At 35.1% G+C, this 23,401-nt stretch carries 22 protein-coding genes and 1 riboswitch; of the genes, 16 read left to right on the forward strand and 6 right to left on the reverse strand.

Annotated elements, in window-relative coordinates; translation table 11 throughout:
* Positions 1 to 52 precede the first annotated feature (52 nt).
* Positions 53 to 376, reverse strand: coding sequence for a Grx4 family monothiol glutaredoxin (gene grxD, locus OOK90_RS02320; RefSeq protein ID WP_006280013.1), 324 nt, complete (start codon positions 374 to 376; stop codon positions 53 to 55).
* Between the two features lie 15 nt (positions 377 to 391).
* Entirely contained in the window at positions 392 to 610 is a 219-nt protein-coding gene (locus tag OOK90_RS02325) for a BolA/IbaG family iron-sulfur metabolism protein (RefSeq protein WP_006280012.1), read from the reverse strand.
* Between the two features lie 111 nt (positions 611 to 721).
* On the opposite strand from OOK90_RS02325, the gene OOK90_RS02330 reads away from it, so the two are divergent.
* Positions 722 to 1,648: a P44/Msp2 family outer membrane protein gene (locus OOK90_RS02330; protein ID WP_010962631.1), complete on the forward strand. Its 927-nt coding sequence runs from the start codon at positions 722 to 724 to the stop codon at positions 1,646 to 1,648.
* A 14-nt stretch (positions 1,649 to 1,662) separates the two neighbouring features.
* Here OOK90_RS02330 and OOK90_RS02335 read toward each other — a convergent pair whose 3' ends face one another.
* Positions 1,663 to 2,985: a malic enzyme-like NAD(P)-binding protein gene (locus OOK90_RS02335; protein ID WP_077188090.1), complete on the reverse strand. Its 1,323-nt coding sequence runs from the start codon at positions 2,983 to 2,985 to the stop codon at positions 1,663 to 1,665.
* Positions 2,986 to 3,119: 134 nt separating this feature from the next.
* Between OOK90_RS02335 and pgsA the strand changes: the two genes are divergently transcribed.
* The 11 genes from pgsA (at position 3,120) to OOK90_RS02390 (ending at position 14,980) form a co-directional block, all read left to right on the forward strand.
* Complete coding sequence (pgsA, locus tag OOK90_RS02340) at positions 3,120 to 3,653, forward strand: CDP-diacylglycerol--glycerol-3-phosphate 3-phosphatidyltransferase (RefSeq protein WP_010962629.1); 534 nt, start codon at positions 3,120 to 3,122, stop codon at positions 3,651 to 3,653.
* 120 nt (positions 3,654 to 3,773) lie between these two features.
* Complete coding sequence (locus OOK90_RS02345; RefSeq protein WP_209472809.1) at positions 3,774 to 4,715, forward strand: hypothetical protein; 942 nt, start codon at positions 3,774 to 3,776, stop codon at positions 4,713 to 4,715.
* 60 nt (positions 4,716 to 4,775) lie between these two features.
* Entirely contained in the window at positions 4,776 to 5,483 is a 708-nt protein-coding gene (locus tag OOK90_RS02350; RefSeq protein WP_209472811.1) for an outer membrane protein assembly factor BamD, read from the forward strand.
* A gap of 60 nt (positions 5,484 to 5,543) precedes the next feature.
* Positions 5,544 to 6,278, forward strand: coding sequence for a YebC/PmpR family DNA-binding transcriptional regulator (locus OOK90_RS02355; RefSeq protein ID WP_264706076.1), 735 nt, complete (start codon positions 5,544 to 5,546; stop codon positions 6,276 to 6,278).
* A gap of 3 nt (positions 6,279 to 6,281) precedes the next feature.
* The gene (locus OOK90_RS02360) at positions 6,282 to 7,220 is read left to right on the forward strand and encodes a M23 family metallopeptidase (RefSeq protein WP_264706172.1); all 939 of its coding nucleotides are present in this window, start codon (positions 6,282 to 6,284) and stop codon (positions 7,218 to 7,220) included.
* Between the two features lie 7 nt (positions 7,221 to 7,227).
* Entirely contained in the window at positions 7,228 to 8,139 is a 912-nt protein-coding gene (locus OOK90_RS02365) for an SPFH domain-containing protein (protein WP_264706173.1), read from the forward strand.
* A 76-nt stretch (positions 8,140 to 8,215) separates the two neighbouring features.
* Positions 8,216 to 8,318: riboswitch (TPP riboswitch) on the forward strand.
* Positions 8,307 to 8,582, forward strand: coding sequence for a SemiSWEET family sugar transporter (locus tag OOK90_RS02370; RefSeq protein ID WP_006280002.1), 276 nt, complete (start codon positions 8,307 to 8,309; stop codon positions 8,580 to 8,582). Its footprint overlaps the riboswitch before it by 12 nt.
* On the forward strand, positions 8,563 to 9,255 hold the full coding sequence (locus OOK90_RS02375; protein WP_010962623.1) for a thiamine diphosphokinase: 693 nt from the start codon (positions 8,563 to 8,565) through the stop codon (positions 9,253 to 9,255). Before OOK90_RS02370 ends, OOK90_RS02375 begins: the two co-directional genes overlap by 20 nt.
* A 1,229-nt stretch (positions 9,256 to 10,484) precedes the next feature.
* Positions 10,485 to 11,879 (forward strand): malonyl-CoA decarboxylase, encoded by a 1,395-nt coding sequence (locus tag OOK90_RS02380; protein ID WP_264706077.1) that lies wholly within the window; start codon positions 10,485 to 10,487, stop codon positions 11,877 to 11,879.
* 75 nt (positions 11,880 to 11,954) lie between these two features.
* A complete protein-coding gene (lepA, locus tag OOK90_RS02385) occupies positions 11,955 to 13,751 on the forward strand; it encodes a translation elongation factor 4 (RefSeq protein ID WP_264706078.1) in 1,797 nt (598 codons plus the stop codon).
* An 854-nt stretch (positions 13,752 to 14,605) separates the two neighbouring features.
* Positions 14,606 to 14,980 carry a TrbC/VirB2 family protein gene (locus OOK90_RS02390; RefSeq protein ID WP_006279664.1) on the forward strand — a complete coding sequence of 125 codons (375 nt, stop codon included), beginning with the start codon at positions 14,606 to 14,608 and terminating at the stop codon, positions 14,978 to 14,980.
* Here the strand turns inward: OOK90_RS02390 and OOK90_RS02395 are convergent.
* Both OOK90_RS02395 and OOK90_RS02400 read right to left on the reverse strand, forming a co-directional pair.
* Positions 14,956 to 15,954: a pyruvate dehydrogenase complex E1 component subunit beta gene (locus tag OOK90_RS02395; protein ID WP_264706079.1), complete on the reverse strand. Its 999-nt coding sequence runs from the start codon at positions 15,952 to 15,954 to the stop codon at positions 14,956 to 14,958. The two genes, OOK90_RS02390 and OOK90_RS02395, sit on opposite strands and share 25 nt — an antisense overlap.
* 547 nt (positions 15,955 to 16,501) lie before the next feature.
* The gene (locus OOK90_RS02400) at positions 16,502 to 17,602 is read right to left on the reverse strand and encodes an ATP-binding protein (protein WP_264706081.1); all 1,101 of its coding nucleotides are present in this window, start codon (positions 17,600 to 17,602) and stop codon (positions 16,502 to 16,504) included.
* 719 nt (positions 17,603 to 18,321) lie between these two features.
* On the opposite strand from OOK90_RS02400, the gene OOK90_RS02405 reads away from it, so the two are divergent.
* The 4 genes from OOK90_RS02405 to OOK90_RS02420 all read left to right on the forward strand — a co-directional run bounded on the left by OOK90_RS02405 (position 18,322) and on the right by OOK90_RS02420 (position 22,904).
* Positions 18,322 to 18,495, forward strand: coding sequence for a hypothetical protein (locus tag OOK90_RS02405; protein WP_264706082.1), 174 nt, complete (start codon positions 18,322 to 18,324; stop codon positions 18,493 to 18,495).
* Positions 18,496 to 18,744: 249 nt separating this feature from the next.
* Positions 18,745 to 19,950: an MFS transporter gene (locus OOK90_RS02410; protein WP_244663081.1), complete on the forward strand. Its 1,206-nt coding sequence runs from the start codon at positions 18,745 to 18,747 to the stop codon at positions 19,948 to 19,950.
* Between the two features lie 249 nt (positions 19,951 to 20,199).
* A complete protein-coding gene (locus tag OOK90_RS02415) occupies positions 20,200 to 22,227 on the forward strand; it encodes an ankyrin repeat domain-containing protein (protein WP_264706083.1) in 2,028 nt (675 codons plus the stop codon).
* A 20-nt stretch (positions 22,228 to 22,247) separates the two neighbouring features.
* Positions 22,248 to 22,904 carry a hypothetical protein gene (locus OOK90_RS02420; protein WP_264706085.1) on the forward strand — a complete coding sequence of 219 codons (657 nt, stop codon included), beginning with the start codon at positions 22,248 to 22,250 and terminating at the stop codon, positions 22,902 to 22,904.
* 71 nt (positions 22,905 to 22,975) lie between these two features.
* On the opposite strand, the gene OOK90_RS02425 is transcribed toward OOK90_RS02420, so the two are convergent.
* Positions 22,976 to 23,383: a nucleoside deaminase gene (locus OOK90_RS02425; protein WP_209472967.1), complete on the reverse strand. Its 408-nt coding sequence runs from the start codon at positions 23,381 to 23,383 to the stop codon at positions 22,976 to 22,978.
* Positions 23,384 to 23,401: the final 18 nt, after the last annotated feature.

Raw genomic sequence — 23,401 nt, forward strand, 5'->3', positions numbered from 1 at the left:
TTTTCATAGCTATACTACGTTATCCAGCGTCTGGGCACTGGTTTCTTGGTACTTATTCCGCAATAATTTTTTTTTCCTTCAATAAACTTTGCAGTTCGCCTTTTTCGTACATCTCGCGAGTGATGTCGCAACCACCAATAAACTCTTCCTTTATATATAATTGTGGAATTGTTGGCCAATCAGAAAACTTTTTTATAGATTCACGTATTTCATCATTCTCCAACACGTTAATATACTTAAACTTCACGTTCAATTTTTTTAGGATTGACACGACGAGTCCAGAGAATCCGCATTGAGGAAAATCAGAAGTGCCTTTCATATACAATACCACATCATTTTCTGTTATATCTTTTTTTATTTGTTCAAAATTGCTCATAAATTCACCTTATTTTTAAGTATTAGTTTCCAGTTGCAAGGCGTGTATAGACTGACCTTCCAGAGCTTTATATACCATTTTATGCTGTTCTATTTTTGTCTTTCCAAGAAAACACTTGGAGTTTATTTTTAAATGATAATGGTCATCATCTCCAGCAAGATCATGAATCTTTATATCAGCGTCGGGGAACGATTGTTTGATGATCCTCTCTAATTCGTGAATTGCAATAGTCATTGATTTGCTTTAAATTACAATACTTTCATTATAAATCTAAAACGATTGAGCGCAATAAAAAGTTGCTATCATAAAAAATAGAAGCATACTATAATAATGGAATGACAAATTATGCAGGGAGGCTTTGTGGTGGGCGAAAGATTTAAATTCACATATCTATTGGTTTTGCTAACTTTTTCATTTAGGTGCTTATCTTACGATGATAAAATAAATAACTTAGAGAATGTTTACATCAAAGCTAACTATTTTGGAGCATTCTTCAATGCAATAGGTTCTCTAGAAGGAAAAGAAGATGCAGGTGACAATATAACAGAGGGGGTTTTTAGTTTTAATAAGAAGGAGCGAATTGAAGCTGGATACAGTCCTAAATATGTTCCAGGGTTTGCCGGTAGTGCTGCAATAGGGTATTTATTCAAAAATATGAGAGTTGAGTTTGAAGGCTTATATTCTCAGACTAACTTATATGATGAAGATTATTCAGATAAGAAAAAAGCAAGATATATTGAACTTCGTCGTCACAATGATGCGTCTACTGGAGCGGAATGCAATTCACCTTGGAGAAGTGGAAAGGTTGATATTCACATTCAAGAAAATTGTAGTGTTGAAGCAGAGTTCAGAGCTGCATTTAAGATGAAAAATGAAGGTTTTAATAACTTAGCTGGAATGGTCAATGTATATCGTGATTTTAATATAGCAAAAATGCCATTCACCCCATATGTTGGTATTGGTGCAGGTGTAACTAGGGTTAAATTTCTAGGAAAAACCAGATATGCCTTGGCTTACCAAGCAAAACTTGGTATCAATCACCAACTTACAGCACAAACTCAAGCATTTGCTGGTTTACGCTATTTTGGTATCCTTGATAACCAATTTAAAGATATTGTACCAGGAATAAAGATACTAGCTGGTGAAGGATATATTCCTGCCGGTGGAGGAAGTAAAGTTGATGAAACTGCACGTGTTGAATCAACAACTGCAACCATTACCAATAGGTTTGGCATATATGGCTTAGAGTTTGGGTTGGTTTATCACTTTTAACTTTATCCAATAAATTACATATGTGAAGATAGTAAATTCAGCGTGCTGAGAACATTAGAAAGACGAGATTTTAATTGATTTTCATATTTACTCCAATCTTGTATTGCCTTTCTTGCAACACCTGAATCAACTGCGGCTTTTGCAACAGCAGGAGCTACTATAGAAATTAATCTTGGGTCAAATGGAGTAGGTATTATATATTCACGTCCATAGCCCATTTTACGACCGCCATAGACTGCAGATATCTCACCTGGTACTGGCTCACGGGCAAGCTTTGCTATTGCATCTGCAGCTGCAATTTTCATTTCATCATTTATTGTTGTTGCATGTACATCAAGTGCCCCTCTAAATATATAAGGAAAACCCATTACGTTGTTGACTTGGTTGTTGTAATCTGACCTACCAGTTGCAATTATTGCATCTGGCCTCACAGATTTTGCAAACTCAGGCCTTACTTCTGGATCGGGATTGGCAAGAGCAAAAATAATCGGGTCTTTGCCCATACTCTTTAACATCTCTTCATTTAACACATCTTTTGCAGATAGTCCGATGAATACATCAGCGCCTTTTATTGTATCAAGTAGAGAACGTTCGGAAGTATCAATTGCATACTTTTCCTTCCACTCATTCATATCCTCGTTTCTACCTTTGTATATTACTCCTTGCTTATCACACAGCACTATATTTTTAGCGCCCATGGACTTTAGTATTTCTAAACATGCAATACCGGCTGCTCCAGCACCATTCATAATGATCTTAACGTCCTCTAATTTCTTTTCAACAATATCAAGAGCATTTTCTATGCCAGCTGCAACAACCACCGCAGTTCCATGCTGGTCATCATGGAACACTGGAATATCCATCAGTTCATTCAGGCGTTTCTCTATTATAAAACAATCGGGAGATCTTATATCTTCTAAATTTATCCCCCCCCAACTTGGCCCAAGATACCTTACTGCATTGATGAAATCTTCTATATTTTCTGTACCAACTTCTATATCAACTGCATCAATATCAGCAAAACGCTTAAATAAAACAGCTTTGCCTTCCATGACAGGTTTTGCAGCAAGAGGACCGATATTACCAAGTCCAAGCACTGCAGTGCCATTTGAAATGACAGCAACACAGTTGCTTTTTGCTGTATAATCATAAACAACCTCAGGATTTTTAGCTATTTCAAGGCACGGAGCTGCAACACCAGGGGAATAAGCAAGTGACAAATCATACTGGGTAGATAAAGGTTTTGTTGGCATGATTGAAATTTTACCAGGGTTACCACCTCTGCTGTGATACTTAAGCGCTTCTTGTTTTGTGGTACTATCTAAATCATCGTTCATCATTACATCCTTATATTTTAAGCTTGTATTTTTTAAGTATATGGAGTTTTTATAAATGTTCAATTGTAAATTATTAACTTGTGAACTCTGTTGTACTTCTGTATAAGTTTACCTATTACGTAAGATGATATTACATGCTTAAAAAAAACGTGCCTAATTTGCTTACAATTTCTCGTGCACTTGCAATACCAGCAATAATATTAAGTTTTTATATAGAAAATAAATATGCAGGCCTGATAACAATATCAATCTTTGTGTTTGCGTGCATTACGGATTTTTTTGATGGTTACCTGGCGCGTGCGTGGAAAGTCCAATCAAAGTTTGGCAAGCTATTTGATCCAATTGCTGACAAATTAATAGTGGTTTCAACGATAATTATGCTAGTTTATAAGCATAAGATAAATGATTTTACAATAGTACCATCGATTATCATCATCTGTCGGGAGATATTAGTCTCGGGTTTACGGGAGTTTCTGATAGCTACAAATGTTAGTCTACCTGTAAGCAAAGCTGGAAAAATTAAAACATTTTTGCAGATGGTTGCTGTAGTAGCGCTAATAATGAACGATTATTATATGATTCAATATACAGGTGCGATTTGTTTATGGGTTGCAGCTATTATAACTATGTGGTCAGGCTATAATTATATCCTAGCCGGCATCAAATAGATTGATTAAATCTCCTAGGAAATAGTTAATAGACAAGAGTAGTTAATATCTTAGTGATATTGACTCAGAAAGCAAAAAGGTGTATAATTGTATTAACTTACTACTAATTAGGTTAATATTATGAAAATACCTAGTGGCAAATTTTCTTCTACTAAAAAGGTTCCAGGAAAGAATAAGAAAAAAAGAGATTTTGAACCATTAGAAGAGTTTTTTTGGGATTTTTGGCCAACAGTTGATAAAGAAGTCAAAAGAGAAAGGCTAGAACAAGAACTATTAGCACTAAAAAAAAGAGAGCTATATAGAAAATGTGCATCATTGGCAACAATGGTCCCATTTACATTGCTGATGGCGATTGAACTGGAAAAAACATATAGCGATCAGGTATTACTTGGCGTGATAAGTGGCGCGCTAAGCCACACTATATTACCTTTTACAGTCTTATCTCTTATTTGTACGCTATATTTAATTTACAATAATAGGAAGATAGCACAAAAAGAACGAGAGTTGGAGATTATTGAAAATGGAGAGGAAGTAAAGGAAAAAGAGCACAATATTTCTGATATAGGTCAGTGTTTGATCTATATTGAGGCTATAACAACTGCACTGGTTATTGTAGGTATGATAATGGGTGAAACATCTTCACTTGAAGCAGCAGAGGATGCAATTTTATTTCTTGCCAATGCAATTGCTTTTCTTGCAACTCTTGTTTCTTATATTGATAAGCATGAAAAAAATAAGAAAAAGGAAACAGAAAAGTCTGATCTTGATGAGAAATCTAGCAAGAAAACTAGCAATATATCTGTAGCCGGATTGGCGCTTGCTGGTTCTTCTGTATTTTTAATAAGAAGGATAATGTTAATAGCATTAGCATCGTCCTTAAATCCTGCTGTTGGACCTACTTTAGGCTTGGTAGGTATTGCAATTTTTATGGCTGTACAGGTCTTAACTATACATTCCTACAGTAAGACGCTGAAAGATCCAAAAGTGGAAGGACGAGGTGAATCAAGAAATGCAGGTAGTTCTGACCGTAGTTATAAAGAAGAAGGACCGGCTGTTGCCTAAGAAATTTATTTATTTAAGTAATATTTAGGTCTATACTTTATTTTGATCGAAAAAAATCTTATGTATAAGACTTTAATCACGTGCTTTATTTTCCTAATTTGCTCCTTTACACAATCGTATGCGGATGATCTTGAAAAAACTGAAACTGAACTATATGAAGAAGCAGTTGAACTTTTTGACCAGAAAAAATATAAACAAGCTATTAGGGCATTTCATAAGATAGAGGATTTGTATCCTTTTTCTTATTGGGCAATGAAAGCAAAATTATTATCTGGGGTCTCTCACTATAATATGGGTAACTATAGCAGTGCTACAAGTGATATGGATGATTATATATATGTTTATTCAAATGGTGAAGATTTACCATATGTATACTACTTAAGAGTATTATCTTATTACATGCAAATTAATAAAGTGCAACTTGGACAGCAAACTGCATATAAAACTTTAGAGCTAGCCACTGAGTACATTAATCTCTTTCCAGGCAGCGAATATGTAGACGAGATAAAGGAAAGAGCAAAATTAATCACAGAACATATATCAACAAAAGAGTATTCTATCGGTAAATTTTACTTGAGGCGTGGTGAATATTTAGCAGCAATTAAGCGTTTCCAGAATATGGCAAGCTATAAGGATTCTAAATATTTTTCTAAATCTATTAACTATTTAATAGCAGCCCATTCAGCTATTGGCCTTGACTTAGAAGCTGAGCAGTATGAAAGTATGTTATTAGCAGAAAACCTGCAAGATGCCAAGCCGGAGGCTTGAAAATTTGCTTTAGCTTTTTCTATGCTTTTATATATAATTTAGATTTTTAACTATTTGAATATGGCTGGTCATTCACAATTTTCAAATATAAAACACCGGAAAGTTGCTCAGGATGCAAAGCGCTCTCAAAAATTTACGAAGCTGATTAGAGAAATAGCAGTTGCTGCAAAGCAAGGGCTACCCGAACTCAACCCGCGCCTTCGCTCTGCTATATTTGCTGCACGCAAGGAAAATCTACCAAAAGATAAAATAGAAACAGCAATAAAAAATGCAACTGGTAACGTTGCTGGAGAAAATTACGAGGAAATACAATATGAAGGTCATGGGCCTTCTGGTACTGCACTCATTGTCCATGCCTTGACTAATAACCGCAACCGTACTGCTTCTGAGGTACGTTATATCTTTTCTCGTAAAGGTGGAAATTTAGGAGAAACAGGAAGTGTTAGTTACCTTTTCGATCATGTAGGCTTAATCGTCTATAAAGCAGAGGGTGTGAATTTTGATGATTTATTCAGTCATGGAATCGAATTAGAAGTATTGAATGTTGAGGAAAATGACAAAGAAGGATTACACGTTATAACTTGTGAAATAAAAGATTTTGGTAAAGTACGCGATGCCTTTTATGCAAAATTCGGAGAACCAGAACTTGCTCGTCTTTCATGGCAGCCAAAAGATCTGATTGAAATTAGCGATAAAGAGTTGATTGATAAATTATCTGCATTGGTTGAAGAATTAGAAGATAATGATGATGTACAGTATGTGGAAGGTAATTTTACTTTTGTTGATGCTGTTTAAATGATGAAGCTGATTGTATTTATGCTGCTCTTTATCTTACCGTTATATACCGCTGAAACATCAACAGATCTTGCACAGCCATTCCAGCATGGAATCAGAAAAAAAAAAGCTACTTTGACGACAGAAAGTGATAGAAAGTTGTTATTCATATCCAGTACCATAAAATCTTCCTTTTTTGCCACGGAAGGGTTGGCGCCAAATACAGTGGTGAAATTGATCAACATATATAAAGATTTCGGTGTTGATTTTAAAAAAGACATTGTGCCGAAGAGTAAATTGGAGGTTCTTTTTGAGAGATTGCCTAATAATCAGAAGACTGAAGAAAAAATTTTATATGCTTCACTGACAATAAACAAGAAAGCTATTAGTTTATATCATTATAAATCGCAAGACGGCAAAGAAAGGTATTTTAATAAAGAAGGAATAAGCTTAAAAAATGGCGAAATTTTTGCAAATCCTTTAAATGGAGATTATCGCATATCCTCAAAATTTGGCAATAGAAAGCATCCTGTTCGCGGTAAAATTGCTTTTCACAAAGGAGTGGATTATGCAGCTAAACTTGGCACTCCCATATACGCTGCTGCAGAGGGTGTGATAGAATATATAGGAAAGAATGGTGGCTATGGAAATTACATCAAAATAAAACACAAAAATGAATATTCAACCTGTTACGCGCATATAAGTAGATTTAGTGGCGATATAAAGTTAGGCTCTAAAGTAAAGCAGGGGCAGATCATCGCTTATGTTGGTAGCACTGGTGTTGCAACAGGACCCCATTTACATTACGAAGTTATATATAATGGCAAACACATTGATCCGCTTACGATAGCACATAAAACTAAAGTAAAATTGCCTGATCATGAATTAAGAGAGTTTAAACTATTTGTAAATAAGATAAATAAAACGATCAACAGAGAGGGTTCAAGTGAAAAAGAAGTTTAAAGACAATATGGATAAGAATACGATAAACGATAGAAATTTGAGTCAAATTCGGTTTTTTCCTGCATTAATACTAGCGGTAATACTAATGGCAATACCGTTATCACTACTTGCGATGTATGATACTCTGGCTTTAATACACAATAGCCTGGTTTCAATGGATGGTACTGCTTTAGTATTAATAATCCCATTTGTGATCCTATTCGTGATCCTATTCATAATTTTACCTACAGGGTTTTTTATCAATCATCCTAATGAAGCAAGAGTGATAGAATTTTTTGGTCATTATATTGGAACTTATTTTAAACCAGGAATGTTTATCACAATCCCATTTACAAACAAACATGTCATTTCTCTAAAATTTCAAAATATCAACACAGAAAAAATAAAAGTGAATGATGCAAATGGAAGTCCAATAGAGATTTCTGCAGTAATTGTTTGGAGAGTGAGCAGTCCTGCAAAGGCGTATTATAATGTTAACAACTATCACGAATTTGTTTTTGTACAAAGTGACTCGGTAATTAGAGAATTGGCGAGCAATTATCCGTATGATAGCGAAAGCGATGAGGAGTCTTTACGTAAAAATTCTGATAAAATTTCAGATGAATTGCGGTCAATGTTACAACAAAGATTAGATATTGCAGGAATTGAGATTACAGAAGCAAGAATATCGCATTTGGCGTATTCGTCCGAGATTGCACAAGCAATGTTAAGGCGTCAACAAGCACATGCTATCACTTCGGCAAGAAGGCATATAGTGCAAAATGCAATAGGAATTGTCGAGGAAGTAATAGCTCATTTTGAAAAAAACAAAAGCTTACAATTAGATGGCAAGCAAAAGGTTCAATTGATAAATAATTTGTTGGTTGCCCTAATCTCTGAGCAAGATGCACAACCGACGATTAGTTTAGATAATAATTAGCATAGAAGCCGATTGGGTTTCATAAATGCAAGTCACTATTAATTTCTTGATTAATAGACTAAATGATGTTATAAATTACACGCATTAGGGGTGCTCTAGAAAAGCTGAGAGTACATAAAGTACAACCCTTTGAACCTGATATTGTTAAAGCAAGCGTAGGAAAATGTATGTATATAAATATTGAAGAATGCTTCGGCTTCATTGCGTTAATTGCATCTCTAATTGGATTATCACCTCAAGTATATAAAGCATATATCACTAAAGTTACTCGTGATGTATCGATGTTAATGTTAGTAAACTATCTTATTTGTTCATTGTCTTGGATTGGCTATGGTCTTTACCAGAGCTCAATTTTTGTGGTGCTTAGCAATATTGCTGGATTAGTGATTAGCATAATATCAATTATTCAAAAATGTTACTACGATGCAAAACCTGCACCATGATCATGTGCTGCACTGCAGTACACAACAACAATATCGTTCTATTGTAGTGCTAAATGGAAAAATACCGAGCTCATCGTTTTTTAAACGAGATATACCTATTATTGCTGTAGATGGAGGAGCAAACAAGCTTCTATCAATTGGCGTAAAACCCGATCTTGTAGTAGGAGATTTGGATAGCGTAAATCTGGATTTACGTGCTAATTTGAATACGATATATCTACCTGATCAAGATTATTGCGACTTTTCTAAAGCAATGGCTCACTTAAAAACAGTAAAGTTATTGCCATCAATAGTAACGGGTATTACTGGAGGAGCAATTGATCACATACTACAGAATATTAACATTTTTCTAAGTACGGGCAGTATCTTTTACACACCTTCACCTCCCATGGTAGGTTACACTTTACAAAAAGGTATTACCCATTTTTTTTCTTTGCCAAAAAATACTAAAATATCTTTACTTGGTATACCGAGAGCTCAAATATCAACTAAAGGATTAAAATGGGAACTGCACCTTAGTAATCTTGCTTTTCCGGGAAAAAATTCTTGCTTTAATCGAAGTTTAGGCAATAAGGTATCCGTAGAAGTACACAGTGGTATATGTCTAGCAATGATTTATTTAGAGACAGTAGATGATGCTGCAAGACATCATGTGCGTCAAGTTAAGAAGTAAATAGACTTCTTGCATAACCCAAACTAAGTAGAAAAAAGGTATCATCCAAGTAGCTGACACTGGTTCCTTTATGACGTTTCATTCCAGTTTCAGCTACTTGAATGACAGCAGTCCTACGTCATACCGCCGCGGTATCTCTTAGCCGCTAACAAGCAGCGGGATGACGAATTGCTTAACCGTCATACCGCCACAGACCGTCATACCGCGATTCATTCGCGGTATCTCTTAGCTGCTAACACGTAGTGGGATACTTGATCTTTACAGGGATGACGGTTGTCAGGCTAGCCTGTCATCCCAGTGCCCAGACACTGGGATCCAGGAATTTTATTAAGTTGGTAAGCATAAAAGTGTTATGTAAAATACAACGTTCTTGATGGGATTGCGTGAAAGGCTGGATTCCAGCGTCACGCGCTGGAATGACAGCAGTCCTACGTCATACCGCGATTCATTCGCGGTATCTCAGCCGCTAACAAGAGATCCCGCTAACAAGTAGCGGGATGACGGTTGTCGTTCAGCCACAAACATTAAGAAATTTACCAAATGAAAAAAAAGGCAAAAGAAGCCCTGAGGTTATTATCCGCTTTAAAATATTGGCGTTTTTTATGTTTTAAACGCTTGACAAGCGAGATTCAGCCGCTTTTAATTGCAACTAACCTACGCTGCAAATGTTTAAGAAATTTACTAAGCAGAAAAAAAGACAAAGAATCCCCGAGTTAGCTAGTCTTTTACTATCTCTGTCGAGTATTGGCATTTTTTGATGTCTTGTAACGCTTTATAAGCGCGTTCAGCTTATTTAGATAAAAATCTAGATGTAGATGAAGTTTTGTAAAGACATACAGTATCTATATACTGCAAAAAATTGAACATAAGACGCCGATACATTAAGTAATCCTTACCTTTTAATCTGCAGATTGGCGAAAGCAAATACAATAGCTTCAGTTTCATGATAAGTGGGCTGGCGGAGTTTGTCAAGCAAGTTTTTTCGTTTCTACTGAATGACAGTTGTGGCTTGGGAGGTAGTGCAAGAAGTCTATTGTATTACTGAATTATTAATAATTCAGTAATAGTGCCTGCTATGTAGCTAAAATTTTCCTTTAACTTAAGCTATATGTAGCTAAAATAACTTGGGTTTACCGACAACCGTCATCCCGCTGCTTGTTAGCGGGATCTAGAGATATCGCGGCGGTATGACCCTGACTTGCATTAGCTATGTATAATAAAGGGAATCTATGACAAAAGAATCATTGGTAAAAACTGATATAGTGAAAGTTGAAGACAAAAAGGCGGTAAGAAGATTTTTTAAAATACTAGGTGGAGTGGCAGATGCTGTAAGATCGTGGATTGGTAACATCAGTCCTGATTTAAGCAACAGTCGCGATATCGATAGTTTAGTCTTGAAGATGAACGAGTGCTTAAACCCAAAGGGAGGGGAGGTTTCAGCACGTAAGAACGCTGTATCTCTTGGTAACCTGTACTTGAGCTTATCAGAGAAAGGTGAAATAAAATTTCTACAAACCCTGGCAGAAAAATTTAATCCGAATAAAGCGGAAATAGATGAGAAAATTAGAGAGTATAAGAAAAACCAAGATCCCGAGTTAAACTATAAATTTGAACAGGATTTAATAAAAATTCTTGAATCACCGCGTTCTAAAATATTGAAGCAATTTATTTCTTTACCAGAAGGCCTTAAGTTTATTGTTGATATGCGTTCTGACGTGCTTAAGCTAAAGAACCAATATAGAAGCTTGAATCCACTAGAAAGCGAATTAAAAAATATACTCTATACTTGGGTTGATGTTGATCTACTTGATCTTCGTCAAATCACCTGGGATTCACCTGCATCATTGCTAGAAAAACTTATAAAATATGAAGCTGTGCATAAAATTTCCTCTTGGGATGACTTAAAAAACAGGCTGGGTCTCTGTTTTGCTTTTTTTCATTACAAGATACCAAACGAACCTCTAATTTTTGTAGAGGTTGCATTGGTGGATAAGATTGCAGATAGCATTCAACACCTTTTAGATGAGTCAGTACCTTCAAATGATCCGAGTAATGCAAGCACTGCTATATTCTATTCAATATCAAACACTCAAGCAGGGTTATCTGGAATCAGCCTTGGTAATTTTTTGATCAAAAGGGTTGTAGAAAAGCTATCACAGGAGTTTAAAAGTATAAAAACATATGCAACTCTTTCTCCAATACCTGGCTTTACGAAATGGCTAAAAAACAATCTAAACCAAGATGTCACTTTATTGGGCAAACTAAATATAAAACAATCTAGTGCAGAAATTTTAGAAAGTGCAGAGCAATTAAAAGCTAATGTTGAATGTACAAATGAAACTAAACAATACATGCTTAAACTATGTGCATATTATTTACTAAAAGTGAATAATAGTAATGGAAATACTTATGACCCGGTGGCGCATTTTCATTTAAGCAATGGCGCATCAATAAAACAATTAAACTGGATGGCGGATACTTCTGAAAAGGGTATTAGTCAGTCAGCCGGGATGATGGTAAATTATCTATATGAGTTGCCTAAAATAGATAATAATCATGAAAACTATATGGTTAATAAAGTGATTTCCTGCTCGAAAAAAGTGTCGTCTATGTTGAAGGAGTAAATAGTCTCTTAATAAAGGATTGCCCTCACAACACTTAAAATGTAAAATGGTTCTACTTAAGTAAAATAGCCATAAATGAACAACATAAGAAATTTTGCAATAATAGCGCATATAGACCACGGTAAGTCAACGCTTGCTGACCGTTTAATAGAGGAATGTAACGGCCTTGAAGCAAGAGAAATGATCAATCAAATACTCGATTCAATGGATATAGAACGCGAACGTGGGATTACAATTAAGGCACAGACGGTAAAACTCAATTATACGGCAAACGACGGTAATCAATATTGCCTAAATCTCATGGACACCCCAGGTCACGTTGACTTTTCTTACGAGGTAAGCCGAAGCTTAGCCGCATGTGAAGGTTCACTTTTAGTGGTAGATAGTAGCCAGGGCGTTGAAGCACAAACCCTTGCAAATGTATATAAAGCTATTGACAACAACCATGAAATAATAGTTGTGCTCAATAAAGTTGATCTTCCTGCTGCAGATCCAGAAAAGGTAAAACTCCAGGTTGAGGAAATAATCGGTATTGATGCAAGTGAGTCAGTTTTAATATCAGCAAAAACTGGACTTGGAATAAAAGATGTACTGGAAGCAATAGTAGCAAAACTTCCAGCTCCTCAAGGTGATGTAAATGCTCCATTGCAAGCAATTTTGGTTGATAGTTGGTATGACACTTACTTAGGAGTAGTAATTTTAGTGCGAGTTAAAAATGGAGTGCTAAAAAAAGGCATGAGAATTGTTATGATGTCTAATAATGCTACATACCAGATAGATAATATCGGTATTTTCACCCCTAAAAAAGTGATGACGGGTGAACTTTCAGCGGGTGAAGTTGGTTTTATAACTGCTTCAATGAAGGAAGTAGCAGACTGCAAGGTAGGGGACACTATCACTGAGGAAAAGAGACCTTGTAGTGAAGCACTTCCTGGATTTAAAGAAGTTCATCCTGTGGTATTTTGTAGCATTTTTCCTCATAAAACGGATGATTTTAAATATCTAAGAGAAGCTCTAGAAAAGTTACATTTAAATGATGCAAGTTTTACTTTCGAGGCTGAAACTTCAAATGCACTAGGCTATGGATTTCGTTGTGGTTTTTTGGGAATGTTGCATCTTGAAGTTATTCAAGAAAGACTCGAAAGAGAGTTTGATTTAGACCTAACAGCAACTGCACCGAGTGTTATATATAGGGTTACAACACGAAGTGGTGAAGTTTTGAATATTCATAACCCAAGTGATATGCCAGATCCAACAAAGATTGAAATGGTAGAAGAGCCGTGGATTACCGCAACCATAATGGTCCCTGATCAATACTTAGGTGATATTCTATCTCTATGTGAAGAAAGGAGGGGAGAACAGGAGGATTTATCTTACATTGGTAACACAACAACAGCATTGTTAAGATACAAATTACCACTGTCTGAAGTTGTTTTTGACTTTTATGATCGATTAAAATCAATTTCCAAAGGATATGCAAGTTTGGATTGGGAAATTTCCAGCTATCTGGTAAGCCAAATAGATAAATTAAGCTTTTTAATTAATGGAGAGCCCGTAGATGCACTGGCTTGTATCGTTCACAAAAGTAGGGCAGAAAAAAGGGGGCGTGAAATATGTGCACGCTTGAAGGATTTAATACCACGTCAGCAATATAAAATCGCGATTCAAGCGGCAGTGGGCGGAAAAATCATTGCCAGAGAAACGATTAACCCATACAGAAAAGATGTAACAGCTAAACTCTATGGTGGGGATGTAACGCGAAGAATGAAACTACTTGAAAAGCAAAAGAAGGGTAAAAAAAGGTTACATTCTATAGGGAACGTAAATATTCCACAGAATGCTTTTATTCAAGCCTTGAAGATAAGTGATTGATCTTAAAAGACTTCTTGTATAGTTTTTGGCAACAACCGTTAGAAACGAAAAAACTTACTTGACAAACTCTGCCAGCCCCCTTATCATGAAAGTGAAGCTATTTATTTATCTTCTCTGTACAGATTAAATGACAAAAAAACTCACGTATCTGGCGTCTCATGTTTAATTTTTTGCACTATGTGCACCTTATGTCTTTATCAAACTTCTACCTACATAAGCTGAAACGCGCTTATAAAGCGTTTAAAACATAAAAAAACGCCAACTTAAAAAATGGATAGTGAATAACTAGCTACCCTAGGGTTTCTTTTGCCTTTTTTTCTGTTTAGTAAATTTCTTAATGTTTCTAATTTAGATTAGTTGCGGTTTAAAAGCAACTGAATCGCGGTTATTAAGCATTTAGAATAAAAAAACGCCATACTTGAAAGTATAATGTAAGTAATTAGCCAACCACGGGGCTTCTTTTGCCTTTTTTTTCATTTGGTAAATTTCTTAATGTTTATGGCTAAACGACAACCGTCATCCCGCTACTTGTTAGCGGCTGAGATACCGCGGCGGTATGACGTAGGACTGCTGTCATCCCAGTGCTTGACACTGGGATCCAGTTGAGCTATTTCAACAAAAATACTGCATTTGAGATGAACGTTCCAGACTTATTTATAAATATAACAATTAAAGTCTGGATTCCAGCGTCAAGCACTGGAATAATATCGTTTACTATGTCTATATTACAATATTTGTGCAGTTGTGTGTCAACTACTTTTGTGGCACCGTTTGTTATTCAATCTTTATGCTAGTTTTACTAAAAATTATAGTATTTTAGGTATAATTGCAATATCTAAATTTAAGGTATAGAGATGAACCCTAGGAAAGTTTTTAATATTCTTTTTATAGTATTATTTATTTCTTTTTCTCATGTTGGGAGTGCTGCCGCTGACACTAATACTGATACAACTGCTCAAGTAATATGTAACATTATTGGCTACGTTTGGGGAATAGGCGGACCGCTTATGACCGTAGTGATAATAGGTGCAGCTTTGCTTGCGATATTTGGTAGAATGCCATGGCCAGCTCTTTTTGCACTCGGTATATTTTGTGCTGTATTTTTCGGTGCTAAAACTATCGTCATAAAAGTAATGGGTGGTATAGGCGGCACTGGAAATACTTCTTTGATGGACCAATGCGGAACAGGAGACACAAAAAAGAACTATTTTTTTCTAAAACAGACCTGATGCACGGCTTCAACTATATCTTCCACTTGCGGTAATGCTTTTTTTTCTAGATTTGCAGCGTAAGGTAAGGGGATGTCCTTGCCAGTTACACGTACAACTGGAGCATCAAGGTAGTCAAATCCTTGTTCCATAACAACGGCTGACAGCTCTGCTCCTATTCCTGCAAATGGCCATCCTTCTTCTACACTAACTAACCTATTAGTCTTCTGAATAGAGTTAATAACAGTTTGAGTGTCAAGTGGTCTTAAGGTTCTGAGGTCAATAACTTCAGCTTCTATACCTTTACTCGAAAGTAAATCTGCTGCATTTAAGGCATCCATTAATTTAAATGAAAAAGCAGTGATAGTTACATCCTTTCCTTCCCGTATAACAGCAGCTTTGCCTATCTCAAGTAGATAATCTTTGTTTGATAGCTCAGAGTCAGAAACTTCATGCTCATTTCCATAAGCTATTTCGTTTTCTAGAAATATTACCGGATTAGGGTCACGAATTGCAGCTTTAAGCAGACCTCTGCAATCTGAGGCAAAATAGGGTGCTATTACTTTTAACCCCGGTATATGCGAATACCAAGCTGCAAAGCATTGAGAATGTTGTGCAGCAACTCTTGCTGCAGCGCCATTTGGTCCACGAAATACTATAGGGCATCCAAGTTGTCCGCCTGACATATAATTTGTTTTTGCTGCGGAATTCACAATTTGGTCAATAGCTTGCATAGAAAAATTAACAGTCATAAACTCGACTATTGGCTTTAATCCAGCAAATGCCGCTCCAACAGCAAGGCCAGCAAATCCATGTTCGGTAATAGGCGTATCAACTACTCTGTTTTCTCCAAACTCTTTCAGTAATCCTTTCGTTACTTTATAAGCACCATCATACTCTGCAACTTCTTCACCCATGATAAGCACATCAGAGTCGTTTTGCATTTCTTCTCTAATTGCTGTGCATAAAGCTTCTCTTACACTTAAGGTTGCCATTTATAAACTTTTATAGACTTTAACTAAAGTAACTATATCAGAATTACTGGGGGTAAGTAAAGTGTACAAATTAAGTTTTACAAACATCATGACCAACTCATTCCAAAAAAAAATCTTCTCACGCTTGCTGGTTTTGGTTGCTAAAAATGATTGTATTGCTTGTGTTTTTAATAATATATACTGCTAAGTTAATAATAATTCACTTGGGAATAACAGAAAAATACATGATAATTTTATATTTCAAATAGAATAAAATCCTTTTTATTGATACTGTCTTTTTTTGTAAAAAACATTCCTAACTTTTCCACCACTTTTTCTGGCTAAGGTCAGTATAACTTTTGCTTGAAATAACTGTTTATATGGTGCAATTTACAGCTTTTAGTTGCTAAAATTATAACTCTTAATTTAATAATTTTAATCCAATAAGCTTTCAGGTTAATAAAATTAAATTATTTGAGTAAATGCAATACCATGTCTTTATTTGTGGGTAATAATAAGAATAACGAAGGTTGGCTCAGCTACACTTCTATAATTTCAATTTTTATGTTTACCGTGTAAAAGAAGTTTCTTCTACCTGTGTCTTCGCGTTTGAAACTAACTTTATTCTATCTCTTTCTTGTTCTGGACTTAACCTGTGAAGCGCGTAACTGAAATCTTCCTCACTCACTATAAGCCTTCTTTGCGCACCAGCGCTAATTTTTGCTTCATTCACTAATTGCTCTAACTCAGCCCCAGAATAGCCTTCAGTCTTGTCTGCAATGTCTTGGAGGCTTAGCTTTTCATCAGTTTTTGTACCTCGCATATAAAGTGCCAATATCTTTTGTCTCACCTCTATGTTTGGATTAGGGACATAAACCTTCTGACCTAAACGTCCAGGTCTAATAAGTGCTGGATCTATACCACCGATAAGGTTAGTTGCACCAATTACTATTATATCTTTTCTGCTCTTAAATCCATCTATTTCAGTTAACAACTGTGTTAAACTCTCTTGACAATGGTAAGCTGAGTTATTAGCGGTACTTCTTTTTTGAGCAACTGCATCTATTTCATCTATAAAGACTATACAAGGAGAATATTTTTTTGCTATTTTAAAAAGCTCGCGTACAGCATGTGCACCATGACCAATATATAGTCCAATAAGTTCAGGACCTGAGATGCTTATGAAATTCATATTTGATTCACCTGCAATTGCACGAGCGATAAGTGTTTTACCATTTCCAGGAGGGCCATATAATATGTAACCTCTTAGTGAATTAATACTTTTATTTCCAAACAGCTTGCGCATTTCTTCTGTCATTTGGTCACAGCAAATCATCTGCAACCGTTGTCTTAAGGAGTCATCAATTATAGCATCAGCAAATGTTATTCTTTTATCATCTGAATTAGCTAATTCTATTGATATAGGCAGCTCTACTTCCTTTAGTTTGCTGAATACTCGATCATATACAAACCAAACAATAAAAAGGAGAACGAAAAGTAACACACAAGGCATAGCTTCACTAACATAATGTGCAGCTAACTCATACCCTTTACTAAGCAACATTGTATGCATATAGGCAAACAAAAAAGCGATAGAGATAATAGTTGCCACGCATAGTAAACAGATTGAAATTATTTTTAGTAATTCTGAAATTTCAATTTTTTTCATCTTAATACCTTATACCAATTTTAAACTAAGAATAATTTTATCTAGCTTACCTATTTTAGCTTGATTAGAGTGTTCAGAAAAATTATCAAGTACGTACTTTAATTTATTAAATACTAAAAACAATATATCACCATATTGTCACATACATCTTTAAAGTTTACCAAATTCATTTTCAAAAAACAAGATTTTATTATTAACCCGAATTCTGGATTAGATTTTAGGTAAATTATTGAAAGTCTTGAATTTTACTAAATTAGTAACTAGTCTTAAAATGCTTACTGCTTTATCGTAAATGCTAAAACAATAAGCTATTGATATTCTTGTTTTTTTTAATCTCCAATCCAGAATTCGGGTTAAAAACGCTAACTTGTATCTTCAAGAAGTAAGACATAATAGCTCTAAAATGTCTTGCAAGGAAAGGTAAAGCTGAACGCTAACTTATGCCAGAAAAATACCGTCTTGTTTGCCTTTTTGAGTAGTATCATCTTATTTTTCCTGTAAATTTTGTTTATAACGCCTAAGATTTACGATATTTTAATCCCGGTAGAATATCTTATAAAATCAGATTATATGTTATACCTATGGAAATAGATAACTTTCAGCAATATTACAACCAAGAAGAAATGAAGACAGTAACATTAGCTCAAATTTATAAAGACTTGGTAATAAAGATATTCGATATAGCCACAAGCAAAATGTAAGCTACTATTAATGGTATTATGGAAATAGCACCAACGATACCACCTACTATACCTACTACCAGAGGTGACGTAGTAGTAAGGCTTAATATAATAAGTGGGAGAGATATAATTGATAGTATTATAGAAATTACACCTACTGTTTTCAGAAGAGATAGAAATCCTTTTGAATCTGAGAGTTCTTTAATTCCTTAAATAATATAAAGAAAATGCTTATACACATTATAGCACAAAGTATTACTGCTGCTATAAGTGCTGCTAAATAAGCTATATTCATTGCAATTATCACACACCATAATAAAAAAGTCAACTCCATATGTTTAGGTTGTAAAATCCCAAAAAGCAGCCAGAATAGAATAAGCAAACATTTACGAATTGAATTTAGTGCAAACAAGGGTGTTGATATCAACCATACTCTGCAGAATCGCAATATGGTATGACTACATGCTTTTTATTGATTTGATTAACATAATCAGCAGAGAGTTTTGTTTTGCAAAAGATGTCTACAGTAACATACTGCAATTATTTGGAATTGTAGGGCTAGGTGCAATTGTAAGGCCACTTGGTGCATTCATATTTGGTCACGTTGGTGACAGGTATGGAAGGAGGATAGCATTAATAATTACTATCTTGCTAATATCGATACCATCAAGTCTCATTGCATTTATTCCAAGTCACAATCAAGTAGGTATAATTTCTACTATATTGCTTCTTGCAATCCATATAACACAAGGAATTGCACTTGGTGGTGAACAAGGAAGTTCTGTTTATCTTATAGAGCATTTATCCAGTAGGAAAGAGAACTTAGGGATGTATTTTGGAATGATGGGTTTTGGTCGCTCCATTGGCGTCTTGCTTTCTGCGGTAATAGTGATTATCTGCAAAAAAACTACTGATTTTTGTACCTGGGGTTGGAGATTGCCATTTATTTTCTCAGCTATTTTAGGATTAATTAGCGCGTATAGCATATACACATTGGGAGAAACTCCAGCATATGAAAAAAATCGAAAACAAAGAAATTTACCTGATTTGCCAATAATAGAGCTTATAAAACGCCACAAGAGAGCTCTTATACTTGCTATTTTAATATCTGTACCTGTTAATGTTGCTGTTGGATTTACCATATTTCTTCGAACTCTCGCAAAGGAAATAGCATCAGTGGATGTTTATGTAACAACATATATCAACGAAATTGTATTGATTATAACCAGTGTATTAATGCCGATATCTTCAATAGCGTTTGGAATGTTGGCTGATAAAGTTGGAAAAGAGCGCACTGCAATCTTATTTATAGCAATTACAATGGCACTGTGTTGTCCTGCGTTATCTATTGCATATTACTATAAAAATTATCTTGTGATTGCGTTGAGCGTAATGGTTCTCTCTATAATAGAAAGGGGTATAGTTCCCATAGGAATAGTTGCATCTGAACTCTTTCCTACCAATGTTAGATTTAGTGGTGTGAGCTTATCACGCAATATCTCTTATGCGTTACATGGAGGATTTACTCCTATGGTTTGTATTTGGTTGACTGTAACATTTCCTCAAACAAACCTTGCTGCTGGGCTTTATATAGTCTTCTGCTTGTTGATCAGTGTGGTAGCAATATTGCAAATAAAACCGCAAGATAAGAAATTTGATTGGTCTTAGTTTTCTCTTAAGTGTGTATTCTCCTAAGTTGAAAAAAGGTGTGAAAAATGCGCTAATCTCGCTAAATGAGAAAATTTTATTGCGGAAAAATTAGAACGATCAAAAACACATGCCATGATAAACTTTTTTATGCGTAACACTAATTTCTTATTCTATTCGTCTAAAAAAACAGTATTTCCAACTGTAAATTTAAGTCTTTACAAGCGTCACAAATATAGTATGATATAAGTTAGGCTTTATAGAGGGTATATGGCAACAGATACAGAAAATAATAATAGAATTAATATAGTACGTGAACAAGCAGGAAATGCTGTTCATTCAGATATTGCTTACTCAGAAAGAATACAAAAATCAGTAGAAAATGAAGCATTGTGTGATGCGTGGTCTAATTTTGAGTACTTTGAAGATGTGTTGAGAATAAAAAACAGCACCGATAGGGAAAACAGAATTAAGCAGCTTATCAAGGAAGATTTAGATATAAATGCTACAAAAAATGGCAAAACTATTCTAGACGTTGCTATAGAAAAAAAATGCTCATCAAAAGTTATAAGTTCATTAATAAGCAATGGCAGTAGGATTGATACTATAGATGCTAGCGATCGTACTGTACTGCATAGATCTGTTAGGAATGAAAATAGAAAAGTTGTTGAGTTGTTTTTAGAAGCTAATGAAAAAGAAGTGTCTCAGTACCTGGTAGCAAGGTTTTTGCCATTGTCTATGTTATGTCAAAAAATAGAAGTAAATGCTAAGGATAATGATGGTTGTACTGCTTTGGATTATGCTCAATATGGCAGTGAAATGTATAGCTTGCTGCAAAAATATGGAGCACAACATAGTGAAAAGTTTTTATACTCACGCAACCTTAATATAGGGGAATTAGATTTAAATAAACTTGTTTCTGACCATAACTACTGCTTTGATGTGCTTACAAAAGCATTAGAGATTGAGGACAGATGCGAAAAGGAAGAGGTTATAGATTGGTTGCTAAAAAATGGTGCTAACATTAATGTTAATAAAGGTGATCAAGCCCTACTGAGTGTTGCAGCTGAAAAAGGTGATGTTGAAAATGCTGTGCTATTGCTTGAAAGGGGAGCACATGAAGGAGTAAATTCTCAAGATGCTGAAGGAAGAACGTTATTACTAAATGCAATTATTCAAGATAAGTTGGGCCATGCAAAATATCTCATAAAACAAAGAGTTAACGTTAATATACCAGATAATAATGGAAATAGCTCACTACACTACGCTGTTGTCAATTTTATTAAGCAGCGCTTAATTGAATGTGATGAAACCTATACAGCTAACGCTACTTTTTATGATTTTCTTAAGAATGGTGCAGATCTCTATATCAAAAATCATGATAACCTTACAGCATTTGAATATGCTTTTCACGCAAGAATAGCTCCTAGGGAAGCTGTTTATTTATTCAAGCTATATATAGAAAGAGGTGATCAGAGTGAAAACATGCAGTTAGTAAAAAATTTCAAATTGCCTTCTGGTGAAACACTATTGGAGTATTTTTTCAACAATAAATTATTTGATAGTGCTCAATCTTGTATAGATCTAGGAGCAAATGTTTCGCATAATGGGTCATCTTTACTGATACAAGCTCTTCAGAATCGAGATATAGAAGGTATCGGGTTTCTTTTACGAAACAGAGCAGACATTCCAAATAACGCAAACATTTCAAATAATAAGAAAAACTGTAAGTTGTATTTCCAAGTAGCGGTTGGATGTGTAGCGATGTTTTCGCTTGGTATGGGAGCTGCAGCCACGTTTACTCTAATTAAAATGTCTCCGCTAGTGTTAGTAATAGTAGCTGTGACCTTCTTTTTGACTGCAATAGCATCTATGTCTCTGTTTGTATTATATAAAAAAGTAAAAGGGGAACGCAAACACGAGGTGATTGTTAATAATGCTGTATTTAACATAAGTCTAGAAGAAGCAGCTAATGATTTGTTTAGCGGGTTATCAACTATAGCAGAAAGAGGAGCAGAAGCAGGTGCACTATACCTGGAAGTAAAGGAAAAGACTGAAAGTGTAGCTAAAAAAATGACATCCAAAAAGGAATTAATTGAAGCAAGATTTCAAAATATACAAGAAAATTTCATTAATAAGTTAAGTAATTTTGAAGAACTTCAAGGTGCTAGAGATTCTAGTACTTTAAAGAAATTCTATGCTGCTGTTAAAGATGTTCTAAAGATACGCTCCAGCATTCCTATTTCCAATTTACATCTATTATCGCTTGTTTACCATTTATCAGAAGTACAATTTTAACTGCCATAAGTGAAAGAAAATTGCCTGAAGATAAGCAGTGGGCTAAGGTATTAAAAAATACAGTACCAAACTTAATAAGAAATCAAGAAGTTGTGCGGAATGTTATAGTACCAACTCTTACTGATATTTTAAAGAGCCTATCAGAATCAAGAGAAGAAAGAAAATTTATAATCTATACTCTGGTCTGCCTGAAAGAAGTGATTGATGAAGTTTATACGACATCGGTACAAGAGTCATTGTATAGGATATTAGGAGTAGAACTTGCAAATAGTCTAAATGGTATGGTACAGGCAATAAGTAACCTATTAGGCTGCTATGGACACGAAGAAGTAGAACGTGCAAGAACCGCAAATGAGTTAGATTACAGAGTAGGTAAACTTACACCTGAAGAAACGCAGCAATTCGTTATAAACTTAGGAGAGAGAGTAGGATCTCTCAGGGAGTTTGAGGGTCGAGTTACAAATAAACAGTCAATTAGTAAATTGATAGATTATTGTTTGGACCCAAAACTGAATGATAGGGAAGCAGCCGCAACACTATTAAATTATATACTCACATGTACTGAAGATGGTCGTTATTTGGCCGCTGAAGCTGGTACTAATAATAATTTATCTAGCAACTCTAATGTTGTACTTATTACGCACGTGGCAGCAAATCGATCTGCACAGTTAGACTAGAGGCGGCTATATGGAAAAAAGTGAAGATAGTTTCAGAGATAAGCAAGCAAATGACAATTGATAGACTTAAACTATGTTCTCAATTTCTCAAAAAAATCCTTTAACAAAAAAGAGCATTCTGTTTCTAATATCCCACCATAAACTTCAGGTATATGGCTGCAAAATTGAAATATCTTAGCACCATTTTCAATTCCTCCACCTTTTGGATTATAAGCTCCAAAGTACAATCGTTTAATTCTGGCAAAGGAAATAGCTTGAGCACACATCGGACATGGTTCTAATGTTACGTACATATCAGCATCACAAAGCGTGGGAGTTGAAAATGCTTGTCTGATCGCTAACATCTCTGCATGTGCAGTTGGATCGCTGGATATATTGTGTGCAGAAGAAATGATATTGTCTCCACTCACTATTACAGCACCTATGGGCACCTCATCATTTTTTTGAGCGAGTTTGGCTTGCTCTATGGCAAGCTCCATATATTGATACTTAAACAC

The organism is Wolbachia endosymbiont (group A) of Ancistrocerus nigricornis (assembly GCF_947250785.1).
In the GTDB taxonomy this organism is placed as follows: Bacteria; Pseudomonadota; Alphaproteobacteria; order Rickettsiales; family Anaplasmataceae; genus Wolbachia; species Wolbachia pipientis.

Coding starts and splice junctions, on each gene's coding strand:
- OOK90_RS02380 (WP_264706077.1), top strand. CDS start 10,485: ATGACAAAAGAATCATTGGTAAAAACTGATATAGTGAAAGTTGAAGAC.
- OOK90_RS02410 (WP_244663081.1), top strand. CDS start 18,745: ATGCTTTTTATTGATTTGATTAACATAATCAGCAGAGAGTTTTGTTTT.
- OOK90_RS02345 (WP_209472809.1), top strand. CDS start 3,774: ATGAAAATACCTAGTGGCAAATTTTCTTCTACTAAAAAGGTTCCAGGA.
- OOK90_RS02390 (WP_006279664.1), top strand. CDS start 14,606: ATGAACCCTAGGAAAGTTTTTAATATTCTTTTTATAGTATTATTTATT.
- OOK90_RS02370 (WP_006280002.1), top strand. CDS start 8,307: ATGTATATAAATATTGAAGAATGCTTCGGCTTCATTGCGTTAATTGCA.
- OOK90_RS02360 (WP_264706172.1), top strand. CDS start 6,282: ATGAAGCTGATTGTATTTATGCTGCTCTTTATCTTACCGTTATATACC.
- grxD (WP_006280013.1), bottom strand. CDS start 376: ATGAGCAATTTTGAACAAATAAAAAAAGATATAACAGAAAATGATGTG.
- OOK90_RS02325 (WP_006280012.1), bottom strand. CDS start 610: ATGACTATTGCAATTCACGAATTAGAGAGGATCATCAAACAATCGTTC.
- OOK90_RS02415 (WP_264706083.1), top strand. CDS start 20,200: ATGGCAACAGATACAGAAAATAATAATAGAATTAATATAGTACGTGAA.
- OOK90_RS02355 (WP_264706076.1), top strand. CDS start 5,544: ATGGCTGGTCATTCACAATTTTCAAATATAAAACACCGGAAAGTTGCT.
- OOK90_RS02405 (WP_264706082.1), top strand. CDS start 18,322: ATGGAAATAGCACCAACGATACCACCTACTATACCTACTACCAGAGGT.
- OOK90_RS02425 (WP_209472967.1), bottom strand. CDS start 23,383: ATGGAGCTTGCCATAGAGCAAGCCAAACTCGCTCAAAAAAATGATGAG.
- OOK90_RS02350 (WP_209472811.1), top strand. CDS start 4,776: ATGTATAAGACTTTAATCACGTGCTTTATTTTCCTAATTTGCTCCTTT.
- OOK90_RS02395 (WP_264706079.1), bottom strand. CDS start 15,954: ATGGCAACCTTAAGTGTAAGAGAAGCTTTATGCACAGCAATTAGAGAA.
- OOK90_RS02365 (WP_264706173.1), top strand. CDS start 7,228: ATGGATAAGAATACGATAAACGATAGAAATTTGAGTCAAATTCGGTTT.
- OOK90_RS02335 (WP_077188090.1), bottom strand. CDS start 2,985: ATGAACGATGATTTAGATAGTACCACAAAACAAGAAGCGCTTAAGTAT.
- pgsA (WP_010962629.1), top strand. CDS start 3,120: ATGCTTAAAAAAAACGTGCCTAATTTGCTTACAATTTCTCGTGCACTT.
- lepA (WP_264706078.1), top strand. CDS start 11,955: ATGAACAACATAAGAAATTTTGCAATAATAGCGCATATAGACCACGGT.
- OOK90_RS02375 (WP_010962623.1), top strand. CDS start 8,563: ATGCAAAACCTGCACCATGATCATGTGCTGCACTGCAGTACACAACAA.
- OOK90_RS02330 (WP_010962631.1), top strand. CDS start 722: ATGCAGGGAGGCTTTGTGGTGGGCGAAAGATTTAAATTCACATATCTA.
- OOK90_RS02400 (WP_264706081.1), bottom strand. CDS start 17,602: ATGAAAAAAATTGAAATTTCAGAATTACTAAAAATAATTTCAATCTGT.